The sequence below is a fragment of the Bacillus sp. SRL337 genome, assembly GCF_984799155.1.
Genome location: NZ_OZ481793.1, coordinates 1,042,271 through 1,062,656, shown reverse-complemented (window position 1 = coordinate 1,062,656; position 20,386 = coordinate 1,042,271). Strand labels below are relative to the sequence as shown.

Sequence of the window (20,386 nt, the reverse complement as noted above, 5' to 3'; positions counted from 1 at the left end):
AAAGTGGTCACGGCCCTTCAGCGACGTACAGATGGGAGAGCTCCTGCATGAGATAAAGGAAACACAACGAATGGAGTGAGTTGATGTTTCCTTATCGGGGAAGGAGCCTGAAATCTGACAGGGATTGGCCGCCGAAGCTGGCTTGAATATAGAGCGGAAGCCCCGTTTTTGCTTTTTGTTCTACTTACAATCCCCGGTGTTTTTCACATTCATAATAGCATTAATATGGCCGCCGATCATGATGATGATGCCGGTGAGATAGAACCAGATCATCAAGACGATGATACCTCCGATACTTCCGTAGGTGGCCGAATAGTTCCCAAAGTTGCTTACGTAGTAAGAAAAAGCGAGTGATGCTCCTACCCAGCCTATGGCAGCAAATACAGCACCCGGGACAGCGCTTAAACATTTGATTTTTTTACTTGGGGCGATGAAATACAAGCCGACAAACACGATGAATAAAATGATCGGTGATATCGCCCACCTTATTGCACCCCAGATGGTCAGGAACTGATCTGAGAAGCCGAATTGGGAGAATAGAAATAACCCGATCTGTTTACCGAATACCGGCAGCAGCAAGGCCACTACAAATACAAAAATCATTGCAATGGTCAAAAGGATGGACATCATCCTTGTCACGATAAACGACCTGGTTTCCTCCACCTCATAGGCATCATTCAATGATTTTACAATTGCATTCATTCCATTGGATGCAGACCAGATTGTGGCAATGATACTGAAAGATAATAGACCGGTATTCCGGTTAGACATGACTTCGTTGATCGTTGATTGAATCATTTCCATTGTTTCACCCGGTGCAAAGTCCCTGATTACGTTTAAAATATCATCTTGTGCAAAAGGCAGGTAAGGAAGCAAGGTGACCATGAAAATCAATAATGGAAAAAGTGAGAGAAGGAAAAAATAGGCCAGCTGAGCCGCTAGTCCTGTCACATCTCCATCTGAAATCTTTTGCAAAAGTTTTTTGCCGAAACCTGTAATTCCTCCTGTTTTGCTCCTCTTCGTCATCCTCTCACCTCTTATTATGCATTATGACTCCGATTTGGATCTTCGGAGTAATGTTCCTCCTCATTAAAAACCTCTTTATAGGACTCAGAAGATGAATGAATCGTGTCTTTGGTATCTTCAATGATTTCCTTTACTTGAGGAGAGAGTTCTTTAATCTCAGCCACTTTTTGATTGATGAAATCCATATCTTCTTCTATTTGCTTTGCCGTTTCTCTGACTTTCTCATACACTTCCTTTGAGGAATCCATTAATAATTGAGGGTTTCGGGCATACCGTCCAATAAACTCACCGCTTTTTTTCGTACTGTTCATAACATCTTCGCGTGTCTCTTTATTCAGCAATGTAATGACTCCGCCTGCCATTGCTCCAAAAATCAACCCTTTGACAAATCTCTTCGTTCCCATATTCATCCTCCGATACCTTTAATGTTGTTAGCTTGCACCCTGTCTCATATCTTTAATCATATAATGGCACAGTCCAGGGGACAAACTTTCTTATCTTTTCTATTTCTTTTCGATATGACTTTTTCCCTCTTTTTAATAGGCTGTTTTCGCATGAATTGGTGCTTTCAGAAAAATTCCATGAGCCGATTTTTCCCCCTGTATTCCCGGGATATCCCCTCGAAAAGGCGAGAGCATCTCTTTTCTTTCCTGCTTACAGTGGGTTATCCGGTGAATGACCAAAATATCATTTGAAATTCATATTGAATAGCAGTAAAGTTTACGAAAAGAGCCTTTTAATAAGACTTCTTGAGAGACTTATCCATCGATGTGTTTGAACAATAGTATTATTTATCCCTTCCACTCTTTTCTCAAACATTACTAGGGGCTGTACTTCCCAGTCCAGAAAGGTTCCGTATTGACATCCCATCACAGTAATGAAAAGATAATAATAATGATTAAATATAAAAGGATGGTTAAAGCTATGGATCTTTCACAAAAATCTTCAGAAAATGTTGAATTTATGATTGAAAAAATCAAAGAAAAATTGCGAGTTGTAAATGTCGGCGCCATCAAGCCTTCTCACTTTGACGGAGAAATGTATGAGGAACTAAGAGACATCTATGAAATGGTTGAACGGAAGACTCACTTCAGCCCAAGCGAAATGCAGGCCATTGTCGAAGAACTTGGTAACTTAAGAAAGCAGTAATAGCCGCTCACCTTCTCCATGAAAGCAATTGAGGGCTAGACTCAAAGATGACAAGGGTGCAACTCTAAAAGGATTAAGCGCTTAAAAGTTTTACTATAAAAAAGGCCGCCGGTTTACGGCGGCCTTTTTTATATATTACGCACCCTTTAGCAGTTTAAGGGATTCACGAACGAAGGCCGGAATATCATCCGGGTTTCGGCTTGTGACGAGTTGGTCCTTGCACACGACCACTTCTTCATCTTTGTACTTCGCCCCGGCATATTCCATATCCACTTTAATGGATTTAAAACCGGTAGCATCTCTTCCTTCCAATGTTTTTGCTGTCAGCAGAAGCTGAGGCCCATGGCAGATTGCAAATACCGGCTTGTCGCTTTCCATGAAGCTTTTGGTAAATTCAACGAATCTCTCATCAGCCCTCAGTTGATCCGGTGAGAAGCCTCCAGGGAGGAATAGAGCATCAAAGTCTTCAGGTTTCACATTATCTATTGCTTCATCAATCGTTACTTTTGCTTCTCCCTGCTTACCTTCAACGCTTTTTCCTGATCCCTTTTCAATTGTCACCACTGTATGTCCTTCTTCTTTAAATGCATCTGCAGGTTTGGTATACTCTACATCTTCGAACATATCCGTTACTAAGCACGCAATTTTAGCCATTAAAACCTCTCCTTTATAGCATTTTCTTTTCATTTCTTTATTCCCGCTCATCATTTAAAAAAACCTGATGCTGCTATATATTATTGGAAACTATTTATTTTTTGAAGACAGCAATATACCATCCGCCTTCTTTAATGATGGGGTTAAGGGAAGTCATTTTCAATCCCGATTTTTCCGCAAACCTTTTGAGATCACTTTCTGTGGGGACGGGATAAAGATTGTCAAAGGTCATAAAAAAGCTGTTAAATGCACTCGAGAATTCCTTTCCATGCTTAGGTTTCTGTATAGGTGTGATGATGGAAAGAGCACCATTTTTCTTGATCCACTTAGCAGCATTTTGAAAAAACCCCACCCTCTCCTCCGGTTCAATATAATGGAGAAGATTGTTTGCCATGACAAGCTTAAAATGATCTTCAGGGTGATACTCATTAATATCCTTGTTCAGTATCTCAATGTTCTCATGTTCCTTGACAATCTTACCGGCATTGTTGGCAACCTCCTCATTCACTTCAACTCCCACCATTTTCTTATCAGGGAACTTCTTAGCCAGTTTGCGCAGATACCCTGCTTCCCCACACCCAACGTCCAATACAGAATCAACGTCGTACTTTTTCATGACCTTCTCCACCTTTGGATAGGCAAGCTGTTCTAAAAGAGTAGAAGTCTTTGCGACAGTAGGGCCGTGAACATTGGAATCAAAGTGCTGTTTTGTTTGATTCCTGAGCAGTTCCGGATAGGCAAGCAAAGAGGGGATATGGAGCTCCATCATCTCCTTCAGGATGATTCCTGAGGAAAAGCGATTTGATTTTGACTTTGGCAGCTTCCACTTTTTTATCGTTCTGACTTTCTCTCCTGACAATCTTTTAAAATGCTTAAGGATGATCCCTACTTCGACCCATTGTTTGAGGAGATCATATTCCAGCTTCCTCTCTGCAGCCACTTCCTTAATAGACGCTGGCTTTTTAAATGACTTGAACAAGTCCAATTCATATCCGACATAGGCATGCCAGCTGATCAAGAATGGCATGTTCTTCTTCATCCATCCCCTCGCCCGCCAAACCCGTACATATTCCCTTATCATACTAACTGCTCCTTCCATTTCCATGGGTAATCTTCTCTTTCGCTGAAGAGCTTTGCTGCTTTTTCTTCTTGTGTAAGCGACATGTTCCGCTTTGGAAGAAGGCCTCCCTGAATCATCCTGTCCTTAAGGGAATCCTGCCACATACCCAGTCCAGAAATATTAAGCATTTGCTTAAAATGAAGAATCGGATCCTGCTCGATTCTCTTTAAGCTTCTTTTTCTCAGCTTGCCTACTGATTTATATGGGAATGAGTAAGCTAGTGCCGAAAGGTGGCTCAACTTCATCTGGGCTGCCACTCTTTCTCTGCGTACATGCGGAAACCATTTCAGATTTTCTTCATTAAGTTTGTCTTGGGCGTACATATCACATAAAAGCTCCCCCAATACATCTGAATCCTGAATCGCCATATTCATACCTTCCCCTGCCATCGGGTGCACCGTATGGACGGCATCACCAATCAGTGCTTTATTGCCTTTAACATAATGGTTAGTGTGATAGGCTATCGGAACCATTAACTGAATTGTTTTCCAACTGGCAATCTGATTGACATAGCCCGCCATTTCAGGACATAACTCTATATATAATTCATGAAAATACTCTATTGGCTTTTTTCTCAGTTCCTTGTATTCGCCTGCAGGAATCAGGTAAACAGAGCGCACTTCATTGCCCGGAAGCGGAAAAAGACCCAGAAACCTGTCAAAGGTAGATATGATTTTCCCTTCTGTAAATGAAGGGGGACGTGGAAATGTGACTGTGAGGAAATGATGGTTGTATTCATTCTCGGCTTTTTCAATCCCCATTTCCTGCCTTGTCACCGATACACGGCCTTCAGCACCAATAAAAAATAAACTTTCATAGTGCTCTTCGGTTTTTCCGTTTCGGTCTTCGACGATGGCCTTTCCATCCGAAAAACCTTTACAGCTGCTATTTGAACGGTAATGGAAAGACGAGTATTCCAGTGCAGCTTCCCTGATGATTTCCTTTAATTTTTCATGATGAATCATCAATGAATAGGAATGAGCACTCGGTACCACATTATATTTCATATTCGATTCTTCAATGGAACCTGAAGGCTTATCTATTTCTACAAGATTCAGGTCGTCTATTACATGTCCATTTGCTTTGATTTTGTCGAGCAATCCTAATTCATCAAAAATCTTCAGGCTTTTAGGCTGAAGCAATTCTCCTTTATATACAGGCGTCGGGCCTGGCAGACGTTCAATTACTGTTACATCTATATTGCACCTCGCAAGTTTAAGAGCAAGAGTCAGTCCACCGATTCCGCCACCAGATATAAACACATCCGTTCTCAAATCATCACCGCCTTTTACCGGTATTTAACCTTTTTTCAACCATTTAAAACAAACTGATGTGCTGAAAGGCAGGTGGTAATCGATGAATTATTTCCCGGAAAATAGCGGTTAATGCCGAAAGATTGAAGACCATGCCAAAAAAGCCAGCTGATTGTTTACGCTACAATCAACTGGCTTATCGGTCTTACCTATTTTTAATATCTTTAAGGTAGTACTTATCAGAAGTGAAAAATTCATGGGTCAGCCTTCTGACTTCTTTGCTTAACAACAGTACAGCTATGATGTTTGGAATCAATATAGCTACCAGTGCAAGATCAAGGAACTGCCAAATGACTTTTGCCGCTCCGATAGAACCAAGTATGATAGCGGCTATATAAACAAATTTAACTACCATGGCCGCCTTCAAACCAAATAAAAATTCAGCCTGCTTCGCCCCATAGAAAATAATAACAACAATCGTTGATAATACAAAGAAAATCAGTGAAATGGTTACAAGGAAACTTCCTGTAGTTCCAAGGTAGTTTGCAAATGCCTGCGTGGTTAATGCCGATGGATTGTCCAGTGCGTTTTCAGCAGTCCATACACCTGATGAAATCACAACGAATCCTGTTGCCGTACAGACAATCAATGTATCAATCACAATCCCAATGATGGACCACAGCCCTTGCCTGACAGGATGATCGGTCGTTGCTGCCGCATGGGCAATCGGTGCCGTCCCCAGTCCTGCTTCATTGGAATACAGGCCTCTTGCAAATCCCCATCTGATGGTTTCTGCCAATGCCACTCCCGCAAATCCACCCATCGCAGACATTGGCTGGAATGCGTGGGTAAAGATAAGATTCAACACGTTCGGCAGTTTTTCCAAATTCATGAATAATATGACTAAACAAGCCCCTACATAAAGAAACGCCATTAAAGGAACGAGCATTTCTGTTACTTTCCCTATCCTTTTTATGCCGCCGAACACAATTAAAGACACCACGATGGCGATCGCAATCCCGGTGTACATGCCGTCCACCTCAATTGATTCCTGGACGGTGGAGGCAACTGCATTACCCTGGACCATGATGCTGGGGATCAGCTCAATCATCAATGCAAATGCAAACCAGACGCCGAGCCATTTCATATTTAAGCCGTTCTTCATATAATACATAGGCCCGCCGACGAATTCGCCTTTCTCATTTTTCTCACGGTACCTAACTGCCAGTACACTTTCAGAGAACTTAAGTGCCATTCCTATCAAAGCAATTATCCACATCCAGAATAGTGCTCCCGGTCCGCCAAACATGATGGCAGCAGGAACCCCGACAATGTTCGCAGCTCCAATTGTTGATGATAGGGCGGATGTCAACGCCTGCAGAGGAGTAACCGTCCCTTCCCCTTTAGGTTTTTTAAAGATACTTCCTAATGTTTGCTGAAATATGTAAACCGGATAACGGAATTGTACAAATTTCAATAATAAGGTCAGGTAGATTCCTGTACCTGCCAAAATAATTATTACCGGTGGTCCCCACAGCCATGCCGAGACCTCACCAACTGCTTTTAAAAATCCATCCAATCTGTCAAACCCCCTGTGAAAATTCTAATAATAAGTACCCGCCACTTCCCGACTTTAAACTTTCCAAATCTTTAATATTCTTTCATAGTCCCGCAGGAGGTCGCGCACTTCCACTACAATAACGGTGAGAAAAAAGAAAACCGCAGAACCCTCGGGTAATTGGCATGGAATGACAAGCCACCATGGCTATATTGGTGGTAAACATTAAAAAAACCCTAAAACTTCTAGTGTGAAAAGAGAAGGATATACCATGGATCAAAAAAAAGCCGTCTCTCCTTCCTTTTATAGGAAGAAGAGACGACTTTTACTATATTAATCAAAGTTATATTCTAGAAATCGGCAGATTGTCAATGCCCCGCATTAAACAGGCGCTTCTCTTGTTTATATTTTTTTCACTGCATAATCCTAGGGAGAATTAACACTTCTACCCTTCTGTTTTTGGCTCTTCCTTCGTTTGTGTCATTGCCGGCTACCGGTTTGAACTCTCCAAAGCCTTTTGCACTGAATAAGCGTGGATCGAGGTTTTGATTTTTCAAGATAATCTTCATGAAATTAACAGCCCTCATCACACTGAGTTCCCAGTTTGAATCGTAATTCGCATTACTGATCGGAACATCATCGGTGTGTCCGCTGATGATGACGCTTCTCGGAGTATCCATCTCCAATAACCCAGATAATTCCTTAGCGATTCCCTGATCCTTTGAACCGACAAGAGCAGATCCTGATTGAAAAAGGACATTATCCCTTATCGTCAGCAAAAGCCCTTCTGACGTAAGCTCTGTTGCAAATTGCTTTTGCAGTTCATTCGCAGCAATATAGCCGTCCACTTTTTTCTGCAGTTCCGCTAATTCCTGCCTTTCCTTCTCTTTGGCCGCTTCAAGCTCGTCTACAGTTAATGGATTCTCTTCTTGTTTCTGATCACCTGAATCAACTTCCGGCACTGGGGATGGATAATCCATTACCCCGGACCCTCCAACAAAAATTTCATTAAAGGCTTTGGACATCGCCTGGAACTTCTGAGCATCAACACTGCTTGAAGCAAAAAGGACAATGAAAAGGGCCAATAACAGTGTAAGTATATCAGCATAAGGAATTAACCAGGATTCATCTACATGATCTTCATGGTCATGTTTTTTACGCCGCCGCGTCATCCGTGACCACTTCCTCATTCGTCAGTCGTTTTCTTTCACTTGCCGGCAGGTATGAAGCTAACTTTTGTTCAATGACTCTAGGAGCCTCACCTTCAATAATTGATAGAACTCCCTCTATCATCATCACTTTCAGCTTAACTTCCTGTTTTGATTTTCTTTTTAGTTTATTGGCAAATGGATGCCACAAAACATACCCTGTAAAAATCCCAAGAAGGGTGGCAACGAACGCAGCAGATATTGCTTCTCCTAAATGGCCGATATCGTCCATATACCCTAATGCGGCAATCAAACCAACAACGGCTCCAAGAACCCCAAGTGTTGGAGCGTATGTGCCCGCTTGCGTAAAGATCAACGCACCAGCTTGATGTCTTTCCTCCATTGCATCTATTTCCTCATTGAGCACATCCCGGATATAATCTGCATTCTGGCCATCAACAGCCAAGCCCATCCCATTTTTCAAAAATGGATCCTCAATTTCATGTGTTTTTGCTTCCAAAGCGAGCAGCCCTTCTCTTCTGGCGAGGTCAGCCCATTCAGAAAACATAGTAATAAGTTCTTTAGGCTCCTGCAGTTTATTTTCTTTAAAAATAATTCCAAAAAGCTTTGGAACTTTTTTGATCTCTGATGTTGGGAAGGCAATGGTTACTGCACCTATTGTACCGAAGATAATGATTAAGATTGCCGGCAGGTTCAGCAATCGATCTATAGGTACTCCTTTAAGAACCATTCCGACTCCAATCGCTACTACTCCAAATACGACTCCAATAACCGATGTTTTATCCATAGAATTCACCCTATACTTTTTTTCTTACTGTTTATATCGGAAGCTGTGGAAAATAATGAAGGACAATTTTCGCATTTATACGTTTTACCTTTCTAAGTGTCACAAAGTATCCAATTTGAGGTTTTTTAAAATATTTTCCAATTAAGCTATTGAAAAATTATGAAAACTAGCGATAATTAATAGTAATACGACTATCATTCGACAGGAGAGACAAAAAAATGACCATTGAGGACTTAAAACTGCAGGATTTAAAGAAGAAGAATTTCCTGATGCTGATCTTATATTCGATTTCTTTAATGGCGGCCATCTCATATACTTTTTTTAATGGAAACCCCTGGATTGAGACAATCCTCTACATTGCCCAGCTTGCGGCTTTGATTGCATTCTTTCTTATATTCCATGTTGCTTTAAAGAAATTTCATCTTTTCCCGCTGGCTGCCATTCCAGTCATCTATCTAATTATCGGGGTTGATATCTTTGTCAATGGGGGCTCGGGGAACAACCTGATCATCCTGCTTTTCCTCGCAGTCATTTCAGCGCTGCACTTCAGGCTTTCACTGTTTGCGATTGGGTATGTAACAGGTTTCGTGCTTTTTATTCTTAACAAACAATTCTTTGAAGGACCAGGTGAAATAGACACTATCTTTATCCCTGGTGTTCTCGTGTATATAATGCTGGGTATCCTTTTGTTCATTGTCGTGAGACTGAATACAAACCAATTCGCACAGCTCAAGAAGTTTGTGATGGATGCAGAAGCGGAGAGCGTCAGAAAAGAGCAGCAAAAGTCGCTGCTCGAAACTGAACTTGGGACGATATTCAAGAGCATCAAAAAAGTGAACGATCAGATCCAGCACCATCTGTCCTCACATAATGAAATGAAATCTGCCTTGCAGGAGATCTCAGCTGGTAGCCAGACACAGAGTGATCAAATCAACAGCATCGCATCCATTTCCGAAACCACAATGAAACAGATGGAAGAAATGGCTTCCATGGCGGAAACGTTATTTCAGCATTCAGAAGAAGCAAGTACCACGGCCGCCAGCGGAACTGAAAAAGCGGACGGGCTGCAGGTTGAAATGAATGAGCTGAACATGTTGATTAACGAGCTTAGTGTCACTTTTACTGAACTGACAAATAAAATTGAAGAAACAAACAGCTTCATCGGAACCATCCAGGGCATCACAGAACAGACCAACCTCCTGGCACTGAACGCATCCATTGAAGCAGCCCGTGCAGGTGAGGCGGGCAGAGGTTTTTCCGTAGTAGCTGATGAAATAAGGAAGCTTGCAGAAATGACAAGCGACACGGCTGCCCTTATCAATGAGAACCTTACTTCAGTCAACCAGGCTAACTCAACAGCACTGAAAAAAATGAATCTTAGCAGCAGCAAACTATCCGATAATGTTGGGACAGTGGAAAATGTGAGCATCTCATTCAAAGAACTGAGATCAAAATTGCAGCTGCTTCAAACTGAATTTCATACATTGGCTGAAAACTCCAATTCTGTAAAGCAGCAGACGGTTCATGCTGAACTCTCTACAAAAGAACTTGCCGCAGTCATTGAAGAGGCATCTGCAGGGCTGGAAGAAGTCAGTGCCACCATTGAGACTTTAAACGAGGATACTAACACAATTGCCGGTTATGTAAATGACACGGTAAAAAGCGCCGAAAAGATCCAAGCGGATATGGATAAAGAATAATACAAAAAGGAGCAGCCCTTCATGGGACTGCTCCTTTTCTTATAATAACTTCTTCTCTATCTTATGTTCATAGTTTTTAAAAACAGAACTGTTTGTTTTAACTCGTCTTTTAGACATCAATCCATTAAATTTCAGAAGTTTTTCATTAAGGTTCTTTTTCAACCCTTCCTTCTCAAGCTGATCCTCACAATCCCTGATCATATCTTCTATACGGAGCATTTCCTGTCTGAGGGCATTCTCCTCAGTTGAAAAACCGGCATTTTTCATGATGCGGTTCGCCATACGAAGCTCTTCCGGAATACTTGAATCATCTTCCAAGTTTAAAGGCCTTCCGAATCCAGGAAGATGGTCAAACTCTCCATCTTCGTAAGCTTTCTTGATCTTCTGTTCAGCTAGAATTGTAAATAAGTCCACCGTCAATCCCTCCTCAAGGAAAGCAATCATCTTACTTCTATTATATATCTTATCGGCTGGAAGCTCACCTGCCTTTTAAGTCAAATTCTTGAAATTTACTTTCTGATAAGGAACAGTTTCTCATAAAATCCCCGTTCAAGGAAAAACTAGGACCAGGAACCAACGGAAAGGGGTGTCAAAATGAGCAGAGGAAAATCATTTCAACATAAGAAAAAGGGCCATCCAGGAAATAATCCATCAGATGCCCTCACCGAAAAACATACAAAAGAAAAAATCGAAGACGAAGAGTACATCGTTACACAAGAAGCTTTCAAGAATCGTGTAGATGGGGATTGAATTCCTTTAGCGTGAGGAACTGCTTAACAAACAAAAGGACGAAATTCTTTATAATTTCGTCCTTTTGTTTTTATTTTTCCGGGAAAACCTCTTTCATGTTAGGTCCCTTTGCTTTTGATACATTAAAGCACCAGAAGTTAAGGTGAGGCAGTCGGTAAATTTTTCGAAAGAAAGTGATTTTAATCGATAACTCATAATGTTTGCAGCGAAAGTTGAGCCTGAAACTCCTTACCCGAGCATGGCGGCCATCGGAGTCATGCTCCCGGAGCAGAATCACCACATAATCCCTTTGTTTTATCTTATTTTCTTATGCTTCCTGAAGTTCAAATCTCATCGCTGGTCCAAAGAACTCATAACGGATTTTATCTTCCTTGATGCCGATCGATATCAAGGAAGATATAACAGCTTTCATAAATTGAGCCGGTCCGCAAACATAGAAGATGCTGTCTCTTTCTACAAGGCCCTCGAGAACAGCTGTGTTAATATAGCCCTGATGATCACAAATCGTTCCGGCATGGATTGGATTTTCATAGGCAAAGAATACTCGCCCATTCTCCAGAACTTCGATCAGTTCAGTCACATTCTTTTTAAATGCGTGAACTTCTTCATTGCGGCTGGCATGGATGAACTGGACAGGTCTGGACGGATTGTTTTTCGCCACTGTCTCAAGCATGCTGTACATTGGTGTAATGCCCACTCCGCCGCTTATCAAAGTCACAGGAATATGGTCGTTCACATCGAGATGAAAATCACCGGCTGGTGCACTGACTTCAATGACCGTTCCCTCACTTACGTTGTCATGAAGATAGTTTGATACTTTGCCTTCAGGTGAATGTTCAGCTTCCCGTTTGACTGAAATCCGGAAGTGCTCCTTATTGGGAGCTGACGATAAACTGTATTGGCGGTTGAACAAATGTTCTTCCCCAGGAATGGCTGTCCGGATGGTAATATATTGTCCTGGCAGATAATCTGGAACCTTTTGCCCATCTTTGGGCTGCAAATAGAAAGAAGTGATCAAAGAACTTTCAACTTCCTTCTTCACCACTGTAAAGTCCTTGAAGTCTCTCCAGCCTGCTTCTTGCGCCTCGGCCTCCTGGTACATTCCTTCCTCAACATCAATGAACACCTGGGCAATCACGCCATAAGCTGCGCCCCATGCTTCGAGAATTTCCTCAGTTGCTGCATCACCCAGCACTTCTTTAATTGCCATTAACAGATGTTGTCCAACGATTGGGTATTGTTCCAGCTTGATTCCCAAGCTGCGGTGTTTATGGGCAATCTGCTTCACTGCCGGGAGCAGGGCTTCCAGGCGGTCTATATTCTGTGCGGCTGCATAAACAGTGTTGGCAAGCGCTGTCTGCTGACGCCCTTTTTTTTGATTGACATGGTTAAAAATATTTAATAGTTCAGGATGATTTTCAAACATTCTTTTATAAAATACGCTCGTTATTTCTGTACCTTTCACTTCTAAAACCGGTGCTGTGGATTTAATGATGTCGATCGTTTTTTGAGCTAACATATGATCGCTCCCAAAAGATATATTTTGAATACATCTTTATCCTAAGCCTGGAGGGAATTTAAAGCAATATCTTCAATACATCTTTAAAGAAATGGACACATTTAGACAGGTTTGACTGTAAATTGTATAATAAAAGTATCTTGGGAGCTGTTTTTCAGATGATGGCTGTTTTCGCATATATTGTTGCTTTCGGAAAAATCCCAATTGCCGGATTTTTCCCCTGTATTCATAGGGTTTTACTCTCGAAAAAGAACGGGCAGCTCTTTCCTTTCCTGCTCACCGCGGTTTTAACGACGATTTACCAGGATATTAGTTGAAATTTATATTGAATAGCAACAAAGTTTACGAAAAGAGCCTAGATGATAAACGGCTGCCCTAATGAAGGTGAAGCAATTGAAACTAACTTTATATACAGACTATTCCCTGCGTGTCCTTATTTATCTTGCAGCAAAAAAGAAGGATGAGCTTGCCAATATCAAGGAGATTGCCGACTCTTATCAAATTTCCAAGAATCATTTGATGAAGGTCAGCCACGAGCTTGGAAAGATGGGTGTAATCAAAACGATCCGCGGCAGAAATGGTGGCATCAAGCTTGCCAAATCACCAGGCGATATCAATATAGGAAACCTTGTCAGAAAGACAGAAGACGATTTCCATTTAGTGGAATGCTTTTCTTCAGAGCATAATACTTGTATCATCACCCCGGTTTGCGGTTTGAAGCATGTACTCGCCAAAGCATTAGATGCATACTTGGATGTGCTGGATCAATATACATTGCAGGATCTCGTACAGAGACCGGAGGATTACCGGCTTCTGTTTTCACTGAACGCCCCTCCTGATTCTTAATGAACCGCATGAAAAGGCCAGCAGCAAAAGCTGCTGGTCTTACTTTATATAATGAAAAATTCTGCACGTTGGAAATACCACTTCCCCAGGAAATTCTTTCAGTCTTCAACAGTATTTACTTTTTCTGAAATTAGGATAGAATCAGTCCATAAGCTATTAAACGTAAGGTGCTTGAATGAATAAGAAATATCTTTGGTTTCTGCTGCTGCTCCCAGTGATTCCGTACTTTCTATGGCTTTTGAAATCAGAAACTCCTCTCAGTATCATCATTCTGGAATAAGACTGTTCCAGAAGATGACTATAGGGAACAAAGCGGATTGACCTGGCTTCTAAATCACTGGAAGATCATTGCCACTGAAGACAGCACTCCCTATCAGCTGACTGATTACGCAGGATGGTATCCGTAAAGTTCCGAGGATGGAAGCATTAAGGACTTGGCTTGGTTTCGGGTCTACGACCACATACTCAATCGCCCTATTCAGACTCGCTTTCGCTGCGGCTCCGTCTTTCCGTATCAACCTCGGAACCAGACATCGTCTATATTGCTGACACATATGGTATATATCCGGAACAGCAGGATAACTCTGAGCGCGGCAATGATCCGCTTTACGGCGGACTGACACAAGATGAGGTTTTTCAAATAGACAAAGCTTTGACAGATCATGGAACTACCCTTATTACAGAATTCAACACCTTGGCAAGTACTACTGATGAAAAGGCAAATAGGGCTATGTATGATCTTCTGGGCATTGAATGGTCAGGCTGGACAGGACGATACTTCAATGAATTGGCCCCGCGAAAAGGTTCAGAGCTGCCAGATTGAATCATGGATTCCTATCAATCTAACTCATCCACTTGGGCATTTGCCGGACCAGGGATTGTCTTCTCACATGAGGACGGCAGACTTTTCTGTAATACCCTCAGATTCGTATATGACCCCCTCTGGACACAACTCTTCCGTCCTATAACTATACACTTTTCCTTCTATTAACATAGGATGACTGCTTGCATCTTCAGCTGCCCTTACTGGTAATCACCAGCAGTCGCACTGCTTCTGCGGATGATTTTTCCGGCAGGATGACAGCAGCACTCTCCATGCCCAGTTCCAGAAAAAAGGAGTTACATGGAAGCTTTTCTTTAATTGCCTTCCACGCATTCAAATATTGATCCCCATTGAACCTCCCCACGATTGTATAGTCCAATATAAAGAAATCAATATTATTCTTCCTAAGGAAATCCGTATTTCTTTTAAGTGACAGCAAGTCCATATTCTTTTGACATGAAGAATGATCATACCTTCCTTACCATTAAAAACCCATCATCAGTCGATTATAATTTACTTTGAATGACATATAAATAAATCATGCGCTCCCCAACAAAGCTATTATTTCCCAGGGAGCGCAATTTAAAAATTTGCAAAAGCTTGTTGGATTGATAAAATGAAGTAGAAAGATTCTGAACAAAAGGAGAATACATATGGAAAATTTCAAGCAAAACCTTGAGAAATACGCAGACCTTGCTGTCAAAGTCGGGGTCAATGTCCAAAAAGGACAAACGTTGGTTGTCAATGCATCCCTTGATGCAGCAGAATTCATTAGGCTAGTTGTCAAAAAGGCATACGAAGCAGGTGCAAAACACGTTTATGTCAATTGGAACGATGACACAGTGAATCGTTACAAGTACGACCTTGCTCCTGATGAAGCCTTCACTGAATTCCCTGAATGGAAAGCAAACGAAATGGAAACTCTTGCTGAAAACGGCGCTGCATTCATGTCAGTGGTTTCTGCTTCTCCAGACCTTTTAAAAGGTGTAAATCCGGAACGCATTTCCAACTTCCAGAAAGCAGCCGGCCAGGCAATGGACAAATACCGCTCTTATATCCAATCGGATAAAGTAAGCTGGACTGTCCTTGCAGCTCCATCAGAAAAATGGGCTGCAAAGGTATTCCCTGACGCTCCTGCCGATGAACAGGTCGACAAGTTATGGGAGGCCATCTTCAAAGCCGTCCGTGCAGACCAGGCTGACCCTGTCCAAGCATGGAAGGACCATGACCAAAACCTTCACGAAAAAGTGGATTACCTGAACAGCAAGAAATACAAAAAACTTCATTATACTGCTCCCGGCACGGACCTTACCATTGAATTTCCAAAAGGATATATGTGGGTTGGAGCGGGAAGTGTTTCTGAAAAAGGTGTAGACTTCATGGCAAACATGCCTACAGAAGAAGTTTTCACTGTTCCATTGAAGACAGGTGTAAATGGTACTGTTTCCAGCACAAAACCATTAAGCTACGGCGGGAACGTCATCGATAACTTCAAAGTGACATTCAAAGAAGGACGAATCGTTGAAGTCCAGGCTGAGGAAGGCGAGGATATCCTTAAGCGCCTTGTTGATACTGACGAAGGATCTCACTATCTTGGAGAAGTCGCATTGGTTCCTCACCAATCACCAATCTCCCAGTCCAACGTCCTTTTCTATAACACTTTATTTGATGAAAATGCATCAAACCATCTTGCCATTGGAAGCGCATATGCATTCTGTGTGGAAGGTGGAAAATCAATGTCCAAGGATCAGCTTGAAAAAGCAGGCCTGAACAACAGCATCACTCACGTCGACTTCATGATCGGCTCTGCTGAAATGGATATCGACGGCATCACTGAAGACGGTACAACTGAACCTGTCTTCCGCAATGGTGATTGGGCATTTTAATTGAATGATTAAGATGAAAACCAATCCGCAGTTTTTGCGGATTGGTTTTTTATATGTATGTTCTTCGTAAATTGGCGGCAGAACATGAGTAAATCGATTAAAACTTCTCTCATGTACATGAACGCCGCTCAACTTCCTCTTTGATGTCCTTTAGAACCCCTCTAAAGTACATGAACACCGCCTAAATACCTCCTTGATGTCCTTTAGAGCTCCTCTCAAGTACATCATCACCGCCCAAATTCACCTTTGATGTCCTTTAGAACCCCTCTCAGTACATCAACAACCTCTCTAATTCCTCTTTGATGTCCTGTAGACTTGCTGATAAATCTCATTTCACAAGGCGGATTGGAGCGGAAGGCGTGCGACTTCTTGCGGGACTAGCGGGACAGGTGAGACCCCACAGGCGCAGCCGAGGAGGCTCACCGCCCGCCCCGCGGAGTCGCGCGGCTGGAGCGGAAATCCATTTTTTAAAACAGCCACACTCCTTGTGAAAAGAGCGTTTTATAAAAAGTTCCTCCCCTCCCGCTGGAGATAAAATTCACTTGTAATTTTCTGGTTTCGACTATATGATATTAAAAGTTAAAAAAGGAACGGGGAGATTTTTTATGAGAATCAGAGATTGGGATCGGAACTTGAAGGTCAGGCTTTTCGGGGAAGCAATGATGAACATCACATTCTGGATGTTCTTTCCGTTTCTCACCATTTATTTTACGGAAGCATTCGGAAAGCAGATGGCTGGACTGCTTCTTATCGCCTCTCAGGTCTTTGCTGTATTTGCGAATTTAATGGGCGGCTATTTTGCGGACAGATTCGGAAGGAAAACAATGATGGTATTGTCCTCTTTTGGACAGGGACTGGCCTTCCTTATTTTCGCTTTCGCCAGCTCTCCATGGCTGGAATCAGCCGCGTTGGGTTTTGTCTGTTTCACCCTTGCCAGTGTTTTTGGATCTTTTTACTGGCCTGCGAGCCAGGCTATGGTTGCAGATGTCGTTCCTGAAAAGGATCGCAGCCATGTCTTTGCAATTTTTTATACGTCTATCAATATAGCTGTCGTGGTCGGACCGATTTTAGGCAGTATCTTTTATGTGCATTACCGTTTTGAGCTCCTGTTCGTTTCAGCAATCATTTGTATGATCCTCGGGCTGATGCTCGGCAAGATGACAAGGGAAACAGCTCCCCGGAATCATGAGGCAGAGGTGAGGACCAAAGGACAGTCGAAAGCCTGGTACCATGCTTTAACCGACCAGGTCAATAATTACAAAGTGATCGCCAGGGACAGGACCTTCCTTTTATTCATATTGGCTGGAGTACTCGTTGGACAGACATTCATGCAGCTTGATCTGTTGATTCCAGTTTATATAAAAGATTCGATGGAGACCGCTTCGTTGATGTCCATTACTTTAACAGGTGAACAGTTATTCGGCCTCATCCTTTCAGAAAACGGACTGCTTGTTGCATTGTTGACTGTGGTGGTTACAAAATGGATGACCAAGTATAAGGAAAGAAATGTATTTGTTTTATCCTCACTGATTTATGCTGTTTCCATCTTTTTATTCGGACAAACAGCATCCATCTATATGTTCATCCTCTCCATGGCGATATTTACATTCGCTGAACTGATGACTGTCGGAATTCAGCAGAACTTCATTTCAAAGCTGGCTCCTGAAGAAATGCGGGGACAGTATTTCGCTGCGGCGAGCTTGCGATTCACACTGGCAAAAACGGTCGCACCGCTGTCCATCACCTTTTCTTTATGGGTTGGATATGAACTGACTTTCATGGTTCTCGCACTCCTTGCCTGCGCGAGTGCATTTTTATACTTTGTGATGTTCCAGCAGATTGATAAACAAAGCTCGATGAATCAGCCGATTGCTGCCAATACGAAGGCGTAATGAAACTTTCTAAAAAAATTTAATTTATCCCTTTCGCCATAGATTTATAGATGATACAATGGGACCCGGTTGAAAGATTATTATATTTTTTCATCGGAAAGAGCCGATTGACTCCAATCAATAAATCGCAAAGAAAGGGTGTATTTCAATGCATATCGGAAGCAAAGGCTGGTACGTGGAACAACTTAAGGAGAAAGGCGTTCGCCGTTATGAGGAGCGTAAACTAGAATCCTATAAAAAGCACATTTTAGCTAATTTACTTGAAAAATACCAATGATTTTTTCAGCCGGGGAGTATCTGTCTTCCCGGCTTTTTCATTTTTGAGGGCTTTATTAATTTAGGCTCAATTATACTTGTTGGGGTAGGTTGTAAGGCAAAAAAATACACGCAAGCTCCTTACCCTTTCACACTTGAGTTGACTAGAAACAAGAAAAAGATAGGAGTTGCGTGTACATACAATTTAACATGGTTTTACCTGGATCAGAAGAGGTTAAGCGTCTGAAAGCTGAGGAAGTGGGAGGCCAATCATCTTCATTTTGGATTGCCAAATTAGAAACACAAAGGAATTAATGAGGGATGACAGGCATGATTCAATTGATGGCAGGCATAAATCTTTAAGCTTAGCCGGGTCATATCCAAGACCCCATCACTAAATGTACAATTTTTTTCATAAGAATAATCAAGTGTGTTTGTTTTATGTTAATTAGTGGATTATATAAAAGAAGCCAAATTTGAAAGGTGATTAAAATGAACGAAACAAAACGAATGAAAGATACGAGAACCATTAAGACGAGCCATGTGCTCCCGCCGGATACAAACCATCACGGCACCCTGTTTGGCGGAAAGCTCATGTCCTATATTGATGATGTGGCTTCCATTTCCGCTTACAAGATGGCTAGGAATCCTGTTGTCACTGCTTCGACAGACTCGGTCGATTTCCTTAAGCCAATCAAAGTCGGGGACGCAGTGACACTGGAAGCGATGGTAACCTATACAGGCAGCAGCTCCATGGAGGTTTGTGTTAAAGTAACATCTGAAAACCTCCTTACCGGAGAAACAGCTGTAGCGGCCATTTCCTTTCTGACGTTTGTTGCCTTGGATAATAGCGGTAAGCCTTGTCCTGTCCCAAAAGTGATCCCTGAAACAGAAGAAGAGAAATGGCTCAACGAAACCGCGGATAATCGTGCGTCTCACCGGAAGGCACGAAAGAAACACAGTCAGGAACTTGCTGAATTCTTCGCAAATCATTAAACTAGTGAATCACCCGTTCTACTAAAAGAACGGGTGATATTATGTTAAAGAAGTCTTCCGCTGCACAGCTTTTATTGATAATAAGCTGCACAGAGAAGGCCAAAATAAGTCGGGGCCTCATAAGATAAAAATTCACTCTTGCGTTCTTCAATAGGAATCGCGCCAGCCAATATTAATGTTTGCCAGATTCCGTCCGGCTTTGCATTTTCAATTTGTTCTTCAGGAAAATCAGCCACCCCCTCCAGGTTATCCTGTTTGATGAGCTCTGTTACTTTCTCGTCAAGTATTGCAGCGTCCCGATGATACCCATACGGGCCTTTTGAGTGATGTGTATGCGACCAATCACAACTGGCAATCAATCCTGCGTTTATCCCACTGTCCGCAACAGCTTTTCGCAGCAGACGTCCAAACTCGATATGATCTTTAGATGAAATCTGCCTTGATGGAGTAATGATCACTACTGGCTTGTCCGGCATGAAACGGAGCGGTACCGCCGTTCCCCAATCGAGCTGGAGGCACGATAACGTCCCTGTGCTTGTTCCATAGCCCAATACCTCTGCCGGGAGACCTTTTCCTTTTGCAGATCTGGCGATGAATTCTGCCATCTCCCTATGTACCTTTCTTTCCATTGTGAATCTTTCACCATTCTCTTCGACGGTCCCCTCTACCCTTTCGGAGCCAGTAATCGAAAACTGGCCATCAATTCGTGTTCCGTGTGGAGTCAATATAATTAAGCAGTCAGGGTCTGCCTCCTTCATCAACTCCCCAAGCCTTATCATGCTTTGTCTCGTAACCTCCATCCGTTCAGGTCTTTTCCCTGCCAATTCAGGGAGGATTTCACCGCCATGGGGTGTGATACAAGAAAAAACAAACGGATTCATACCTGCACTTCCTTTCTATTGTCATCATACTAATGCCTGCTTACCCTCTATATGATTTCACACACCGGCCTGTCCTGAATAAGACCTCTTGGCCTGCACGTCATTTGCAGTGCAGTTTCCCA

General features: G+C 42.4%; 21 protein-coding genes. 9 read left to right on the top strand and 12 right to left on the bottom strand.

Translation table 11 applies throughout. The features are described from left to right. Positions 1 to 180 precede the first annotated feature (180 nt). A complete protein-coding gene (locus tag AC4E8A_RS05190; RefSeq protein WP_490197233.1) occupies positions 181 to 1,026 on the bottom strand; it encodes a YihY/virulence factor BrkB family protein in 846 nt (281 codons plus the stop codon). Positions 1,027 to 1,040: 14 nt separating this feature from the next. Next, entirely contained in the window at positions 1,041 to 1,430 is a 390-nt protein-coding gene (locus AC4E8A_RS05185) for a YtxH domain-containing protein (protein WP_490197232.1), read from the bottom strand. 520 nt (positions 1,431 to 1,950) lie between these two features. On the opposite strand from AC4E8A_RS05185, the gene AC4E8A_RS05180 reads away from it, so the two are divergent. Beyond that, complete coding sequence (locus AC4E8A_RS05180) at positions 1,951 to 2,175, top strand: DUF1128 domain-containing protein (RefSeq protein ID WP_490197231.1); 225 nt, start codon at positions 1,951 to 1,953, stop codon at positions 2,173 to 2,175. 135 nt (positions 2,176 to 2,310) lie between these two features. Here the strand turns inward: AC4E8A_RS05180 and AC4E8A_RS05175 are convergent, their stop codons facing one another. The 6 genes from AC4E8A_RS05175 to motA all read right to left on the bottom strand — a co-directional run bounded on the left by AC4E8A_RS05175 (position 2,311) and on the right by motA (position 8,716). Further along, the gene (locus tag AC4E8A_RS05175; protein ID WP_490197230.1) at positions 2,311 to 2,829 is read right to left on the bottom strand and encodes a type 1 glutamine amidotransferase domain-containing protein; all 519 of its coding nucleotides are present in this window, start codon (positions 2,827 to 2,829) and stop codon (positions 2,311 to 2,313) included. A 94-nt stretch (positions 2,830 to 2,923) separates the two neighbouring features. After that, positions 2,924 to 3,910: a class I SAM-dependent methyltransferase gene (locus tag AC4E8A_RS05170; RefSeq protein ID WP_490197229.1), complete on the bottom strand. Its 987-nt coding sequence runs from the start codon at positions 3,908 to 3,910 to the stop codon at positions 2,924 to 2,926. After that, a complete protein-coding gene (locus AC4E8A_RS05165; protein ID WP_490197228.1) occupies positions 3,907 to 5,223 on the bottom strand; it encodes an FAD-dependent oxidoreductase in 1,317 nt (438 codons plus the stop codon). Before AC4E8A_RS05165 ends, AC4E8A_RS05170 begins: the two co-directional genes overlap by 4 nt. Positions 5,224 to 5,407: 184 nt before the next feature. Beyond that, positions 5,408 to 6,781, bottom strand: coding sequence for an alanine/glycine:cation symporter family protein (locus AC4E8A_RS05160; RefSeq protein WP_490197227.1), 1,374 nt, complete (start codon positions 6,779 to 6,781; stop codon positions 5,408 to 5,410). Between the two features lie 392 nt (positions 6,782 to 7,173). Next, positions 7,174 to 7,932 (bottom strand): flagellar motor protein MotB, encoded by a 759-nt coding sequence (motB, locus tag AC4E8A_RS05155; protein WP_490197226.1) that lies wholly within the window; start codon positions 7,930 to 7,932, stop codon positions 7,174 to 7,176. Beyond that, the gene (gene motA / locus AC4E8A_RS05150) at positions 7,916 to 8,716 is read right to left on the bottom strand and encodes a flagellar motor stator protein MotA (protein WP_490197225.1); all 801 of its coding nucleotides are present in this window, start codon (positions 8,714 to 8,716) and stop codon (positions 7,916 to 7,918) included. The genes motB and motA overlap by 17 nt, the downstream gene beginning before the upstream one ends. 218 nt (positions 8,717 to 8,934) lie before the next feature. Between motA and AC4E8A_RS05145 the strand changes: the two genes are divergently transcribed. Further along, positions 8,935 to 10,416, top strand: a complete 1,482-nt coding sequence (locus AC4E8A_RS05145) for a methyl-accepting chemotaxis protein (RefSeq protein ID WP_490197224.1) — start codon at positions 8,935 to 8,937, stop codon at positions 10,414 to 10,416. A 39-nt stretch (positions 10,417 to 10,455) separates the two neighbouring features. On the opposite strand, the gene AC4E8A_RS05140 is transcribed toward AC4E8A_RS05145, so the two are convergent. Beyond that, positions 10,456 to 10,830, bottom strand: a complete 375-nt coding sequence (locus tag AC4E8A_RS05140; protein ID WP_490197223.1) for a DnaJ family domain-containing protein — start codon at positions 10,828 to 10,830, stop codon at positions 10,456 to 10,458. A 180-nt stretch (positions 10,831 to 11,010) separates the two neighbouring features. Between AC4E8A_RS05140 and AC4E8A_RS05135 the strand changes: the two genes are divergently transcribed. Further along, a complete protein-coding gene (locus AC4E8A_RS05135; protein WP_490197222.1) occupies positions 11,011 to 11,166 on the top strand; it encodes a hypothetical protein in 156 nt (51 codons plus the stop codon). Between the two features lie 307 nt (positions 11,167 to 11,473). Here AC4E8A_RS05135 and hmpA read toward each other — a convergent pair whose 3' ends face one another. Then, on the bottom strand, positions 11,474 to 12,685 hold the full coding sequence (gene hmpA / locus AC4E8A_RS05130; protein ID WP_490197221.1) for an NO-inducible flavohemoprotein: 1,212 nt from the start codon (positions 12,683 to 12,685) through the stop codon (positions 11,474 to 11,476). 393 nt (positions 12,686 to 13,078) lie between these two features. Here hmpA and AC4E8A_RS05125 point away from each other — a divergent pair, with 393 nt between their 5' ends. Together AC4E8A_RS05125 and AC4E8A_RS05120 are read left to right on the top strand one after the other, a co-directional pair. Further along, a complete protein-coding gene (locus tag AC4E8A_RS05125; protein ID WP_490197220.1) occupies positions 13,079 to 13,531 on the top strand; it encodes an RrF2 family transcriptional regulator in 453 nt (150 codons plus the stop codon). A 439-nt stretch (positions 13,532 to 13,970) separates the two neighbouring features. Beyond that, positions 13,971 to 14,354, top strand: a complete 384-nt coding sequence (locus AC4E8A_RS05120) for a hypothetical protein (RefSeq protein WP_490197219.1) — start codon at positions 13,971 to 13,973, stop codon at positions 14,352 to 14,354. A 190-nt stretch (positions 14,355 to 14,544) separates the two neighbouring features. Here AC4E8A_RS05120 and AC4E8A_RS05115 read toward each other — a convergent pair whose 3' ends face one another. After that, positions 14,545 to 14,691 carry a hypothetical protein gene (locus AC4E8A_RS05115; protein ID WP_490197218.1) on the bottom strand — a complete coding sequence of 49 codons (147 nt, stop codon included), beginning with the start codon at positions 14,689 to 14,691 and terminating at the stop codon, positions 14,545 to 14,547. Between the two features lie 316 nt (positions 14,692 to 15,007). On the opposite strand from AC4E8A_RS05115, the gene AC4E8A_RS05110 reads away from it, so the two are divergent. The 4 genes from AC4E8A_RS05110 (at position 15,008) to AC4E8A_RS05095 (ending at position 19,383) form a co-directional block, all read left to right on the top strand. Then, on the top strand, positions 15,008 to 16,240 hold the full coding sequence (locus AC4E8A_RS05110) for an aminopeptidase (RefSeq protein WP_490197217.1): 1,233 nt from the start codon (positions 15,008 to 15,010) through the stop codon (positions 16,238 to 16,240). 605 nt (positions 16,241 to 16,845) lie between these two features. Next, a complete protein-coding gene (locus tag AC4E8A_RS05105; protein WP_490197216.1) occupies positions 16,846 to 18,132 on the top strand; it encodes an MDR family MFS transporter in 1,287 nt (428 codons plus the stop codon). Between the two features lie 148 nt (positions 18,133 to 18,280). Then, on the top strand, positions 18,281 to 18,409 hold the full coding sequence (locus AC4E8A_RS05100) for a DUF2639 domain-containing protein (RefSeq protein WP_490197215.1): 129 nt from the start codon (positions 18,281 to 18,283) through the stop codon (positions 18,407 to 18,409). 470 nt (positions 18,410 to 18,879) lie between these two features. Further along, complete coding sequence (locus AC4E8A_RS05095) at positions 18,880 to 19,383, top strand: acyl-CoA thioesterase (protein ID WP_490197214.1); 504 nt, start codon at positions 18,880 to 18,882, stop codon at positions 19,381 to 19,383. Positions 19,384 to 19,454: 71 nt separating this feature from the next. Here AC4E8A_RS05095 and AC4E8A_RS05090 read toward each other — a convergent pair whose 3' ends face one another. Next, the gene (locus AC4E8A_RS05090) at positions 19,455 to 20,264 is read right to left on the bottom strand and encodes a DODA-type extradiol aromatic ring-opening family dioxygenase (RefSeq protein WP_490197213.1); all 810 of its coding nucleotides are present in this window, start codon (positions 20,262 to 20,264) and stop codon (positions 19,455 to 19,457) included. Between the last annotated feature and the right edge of the window lie 122 nt (positions 20,265 to 20,386).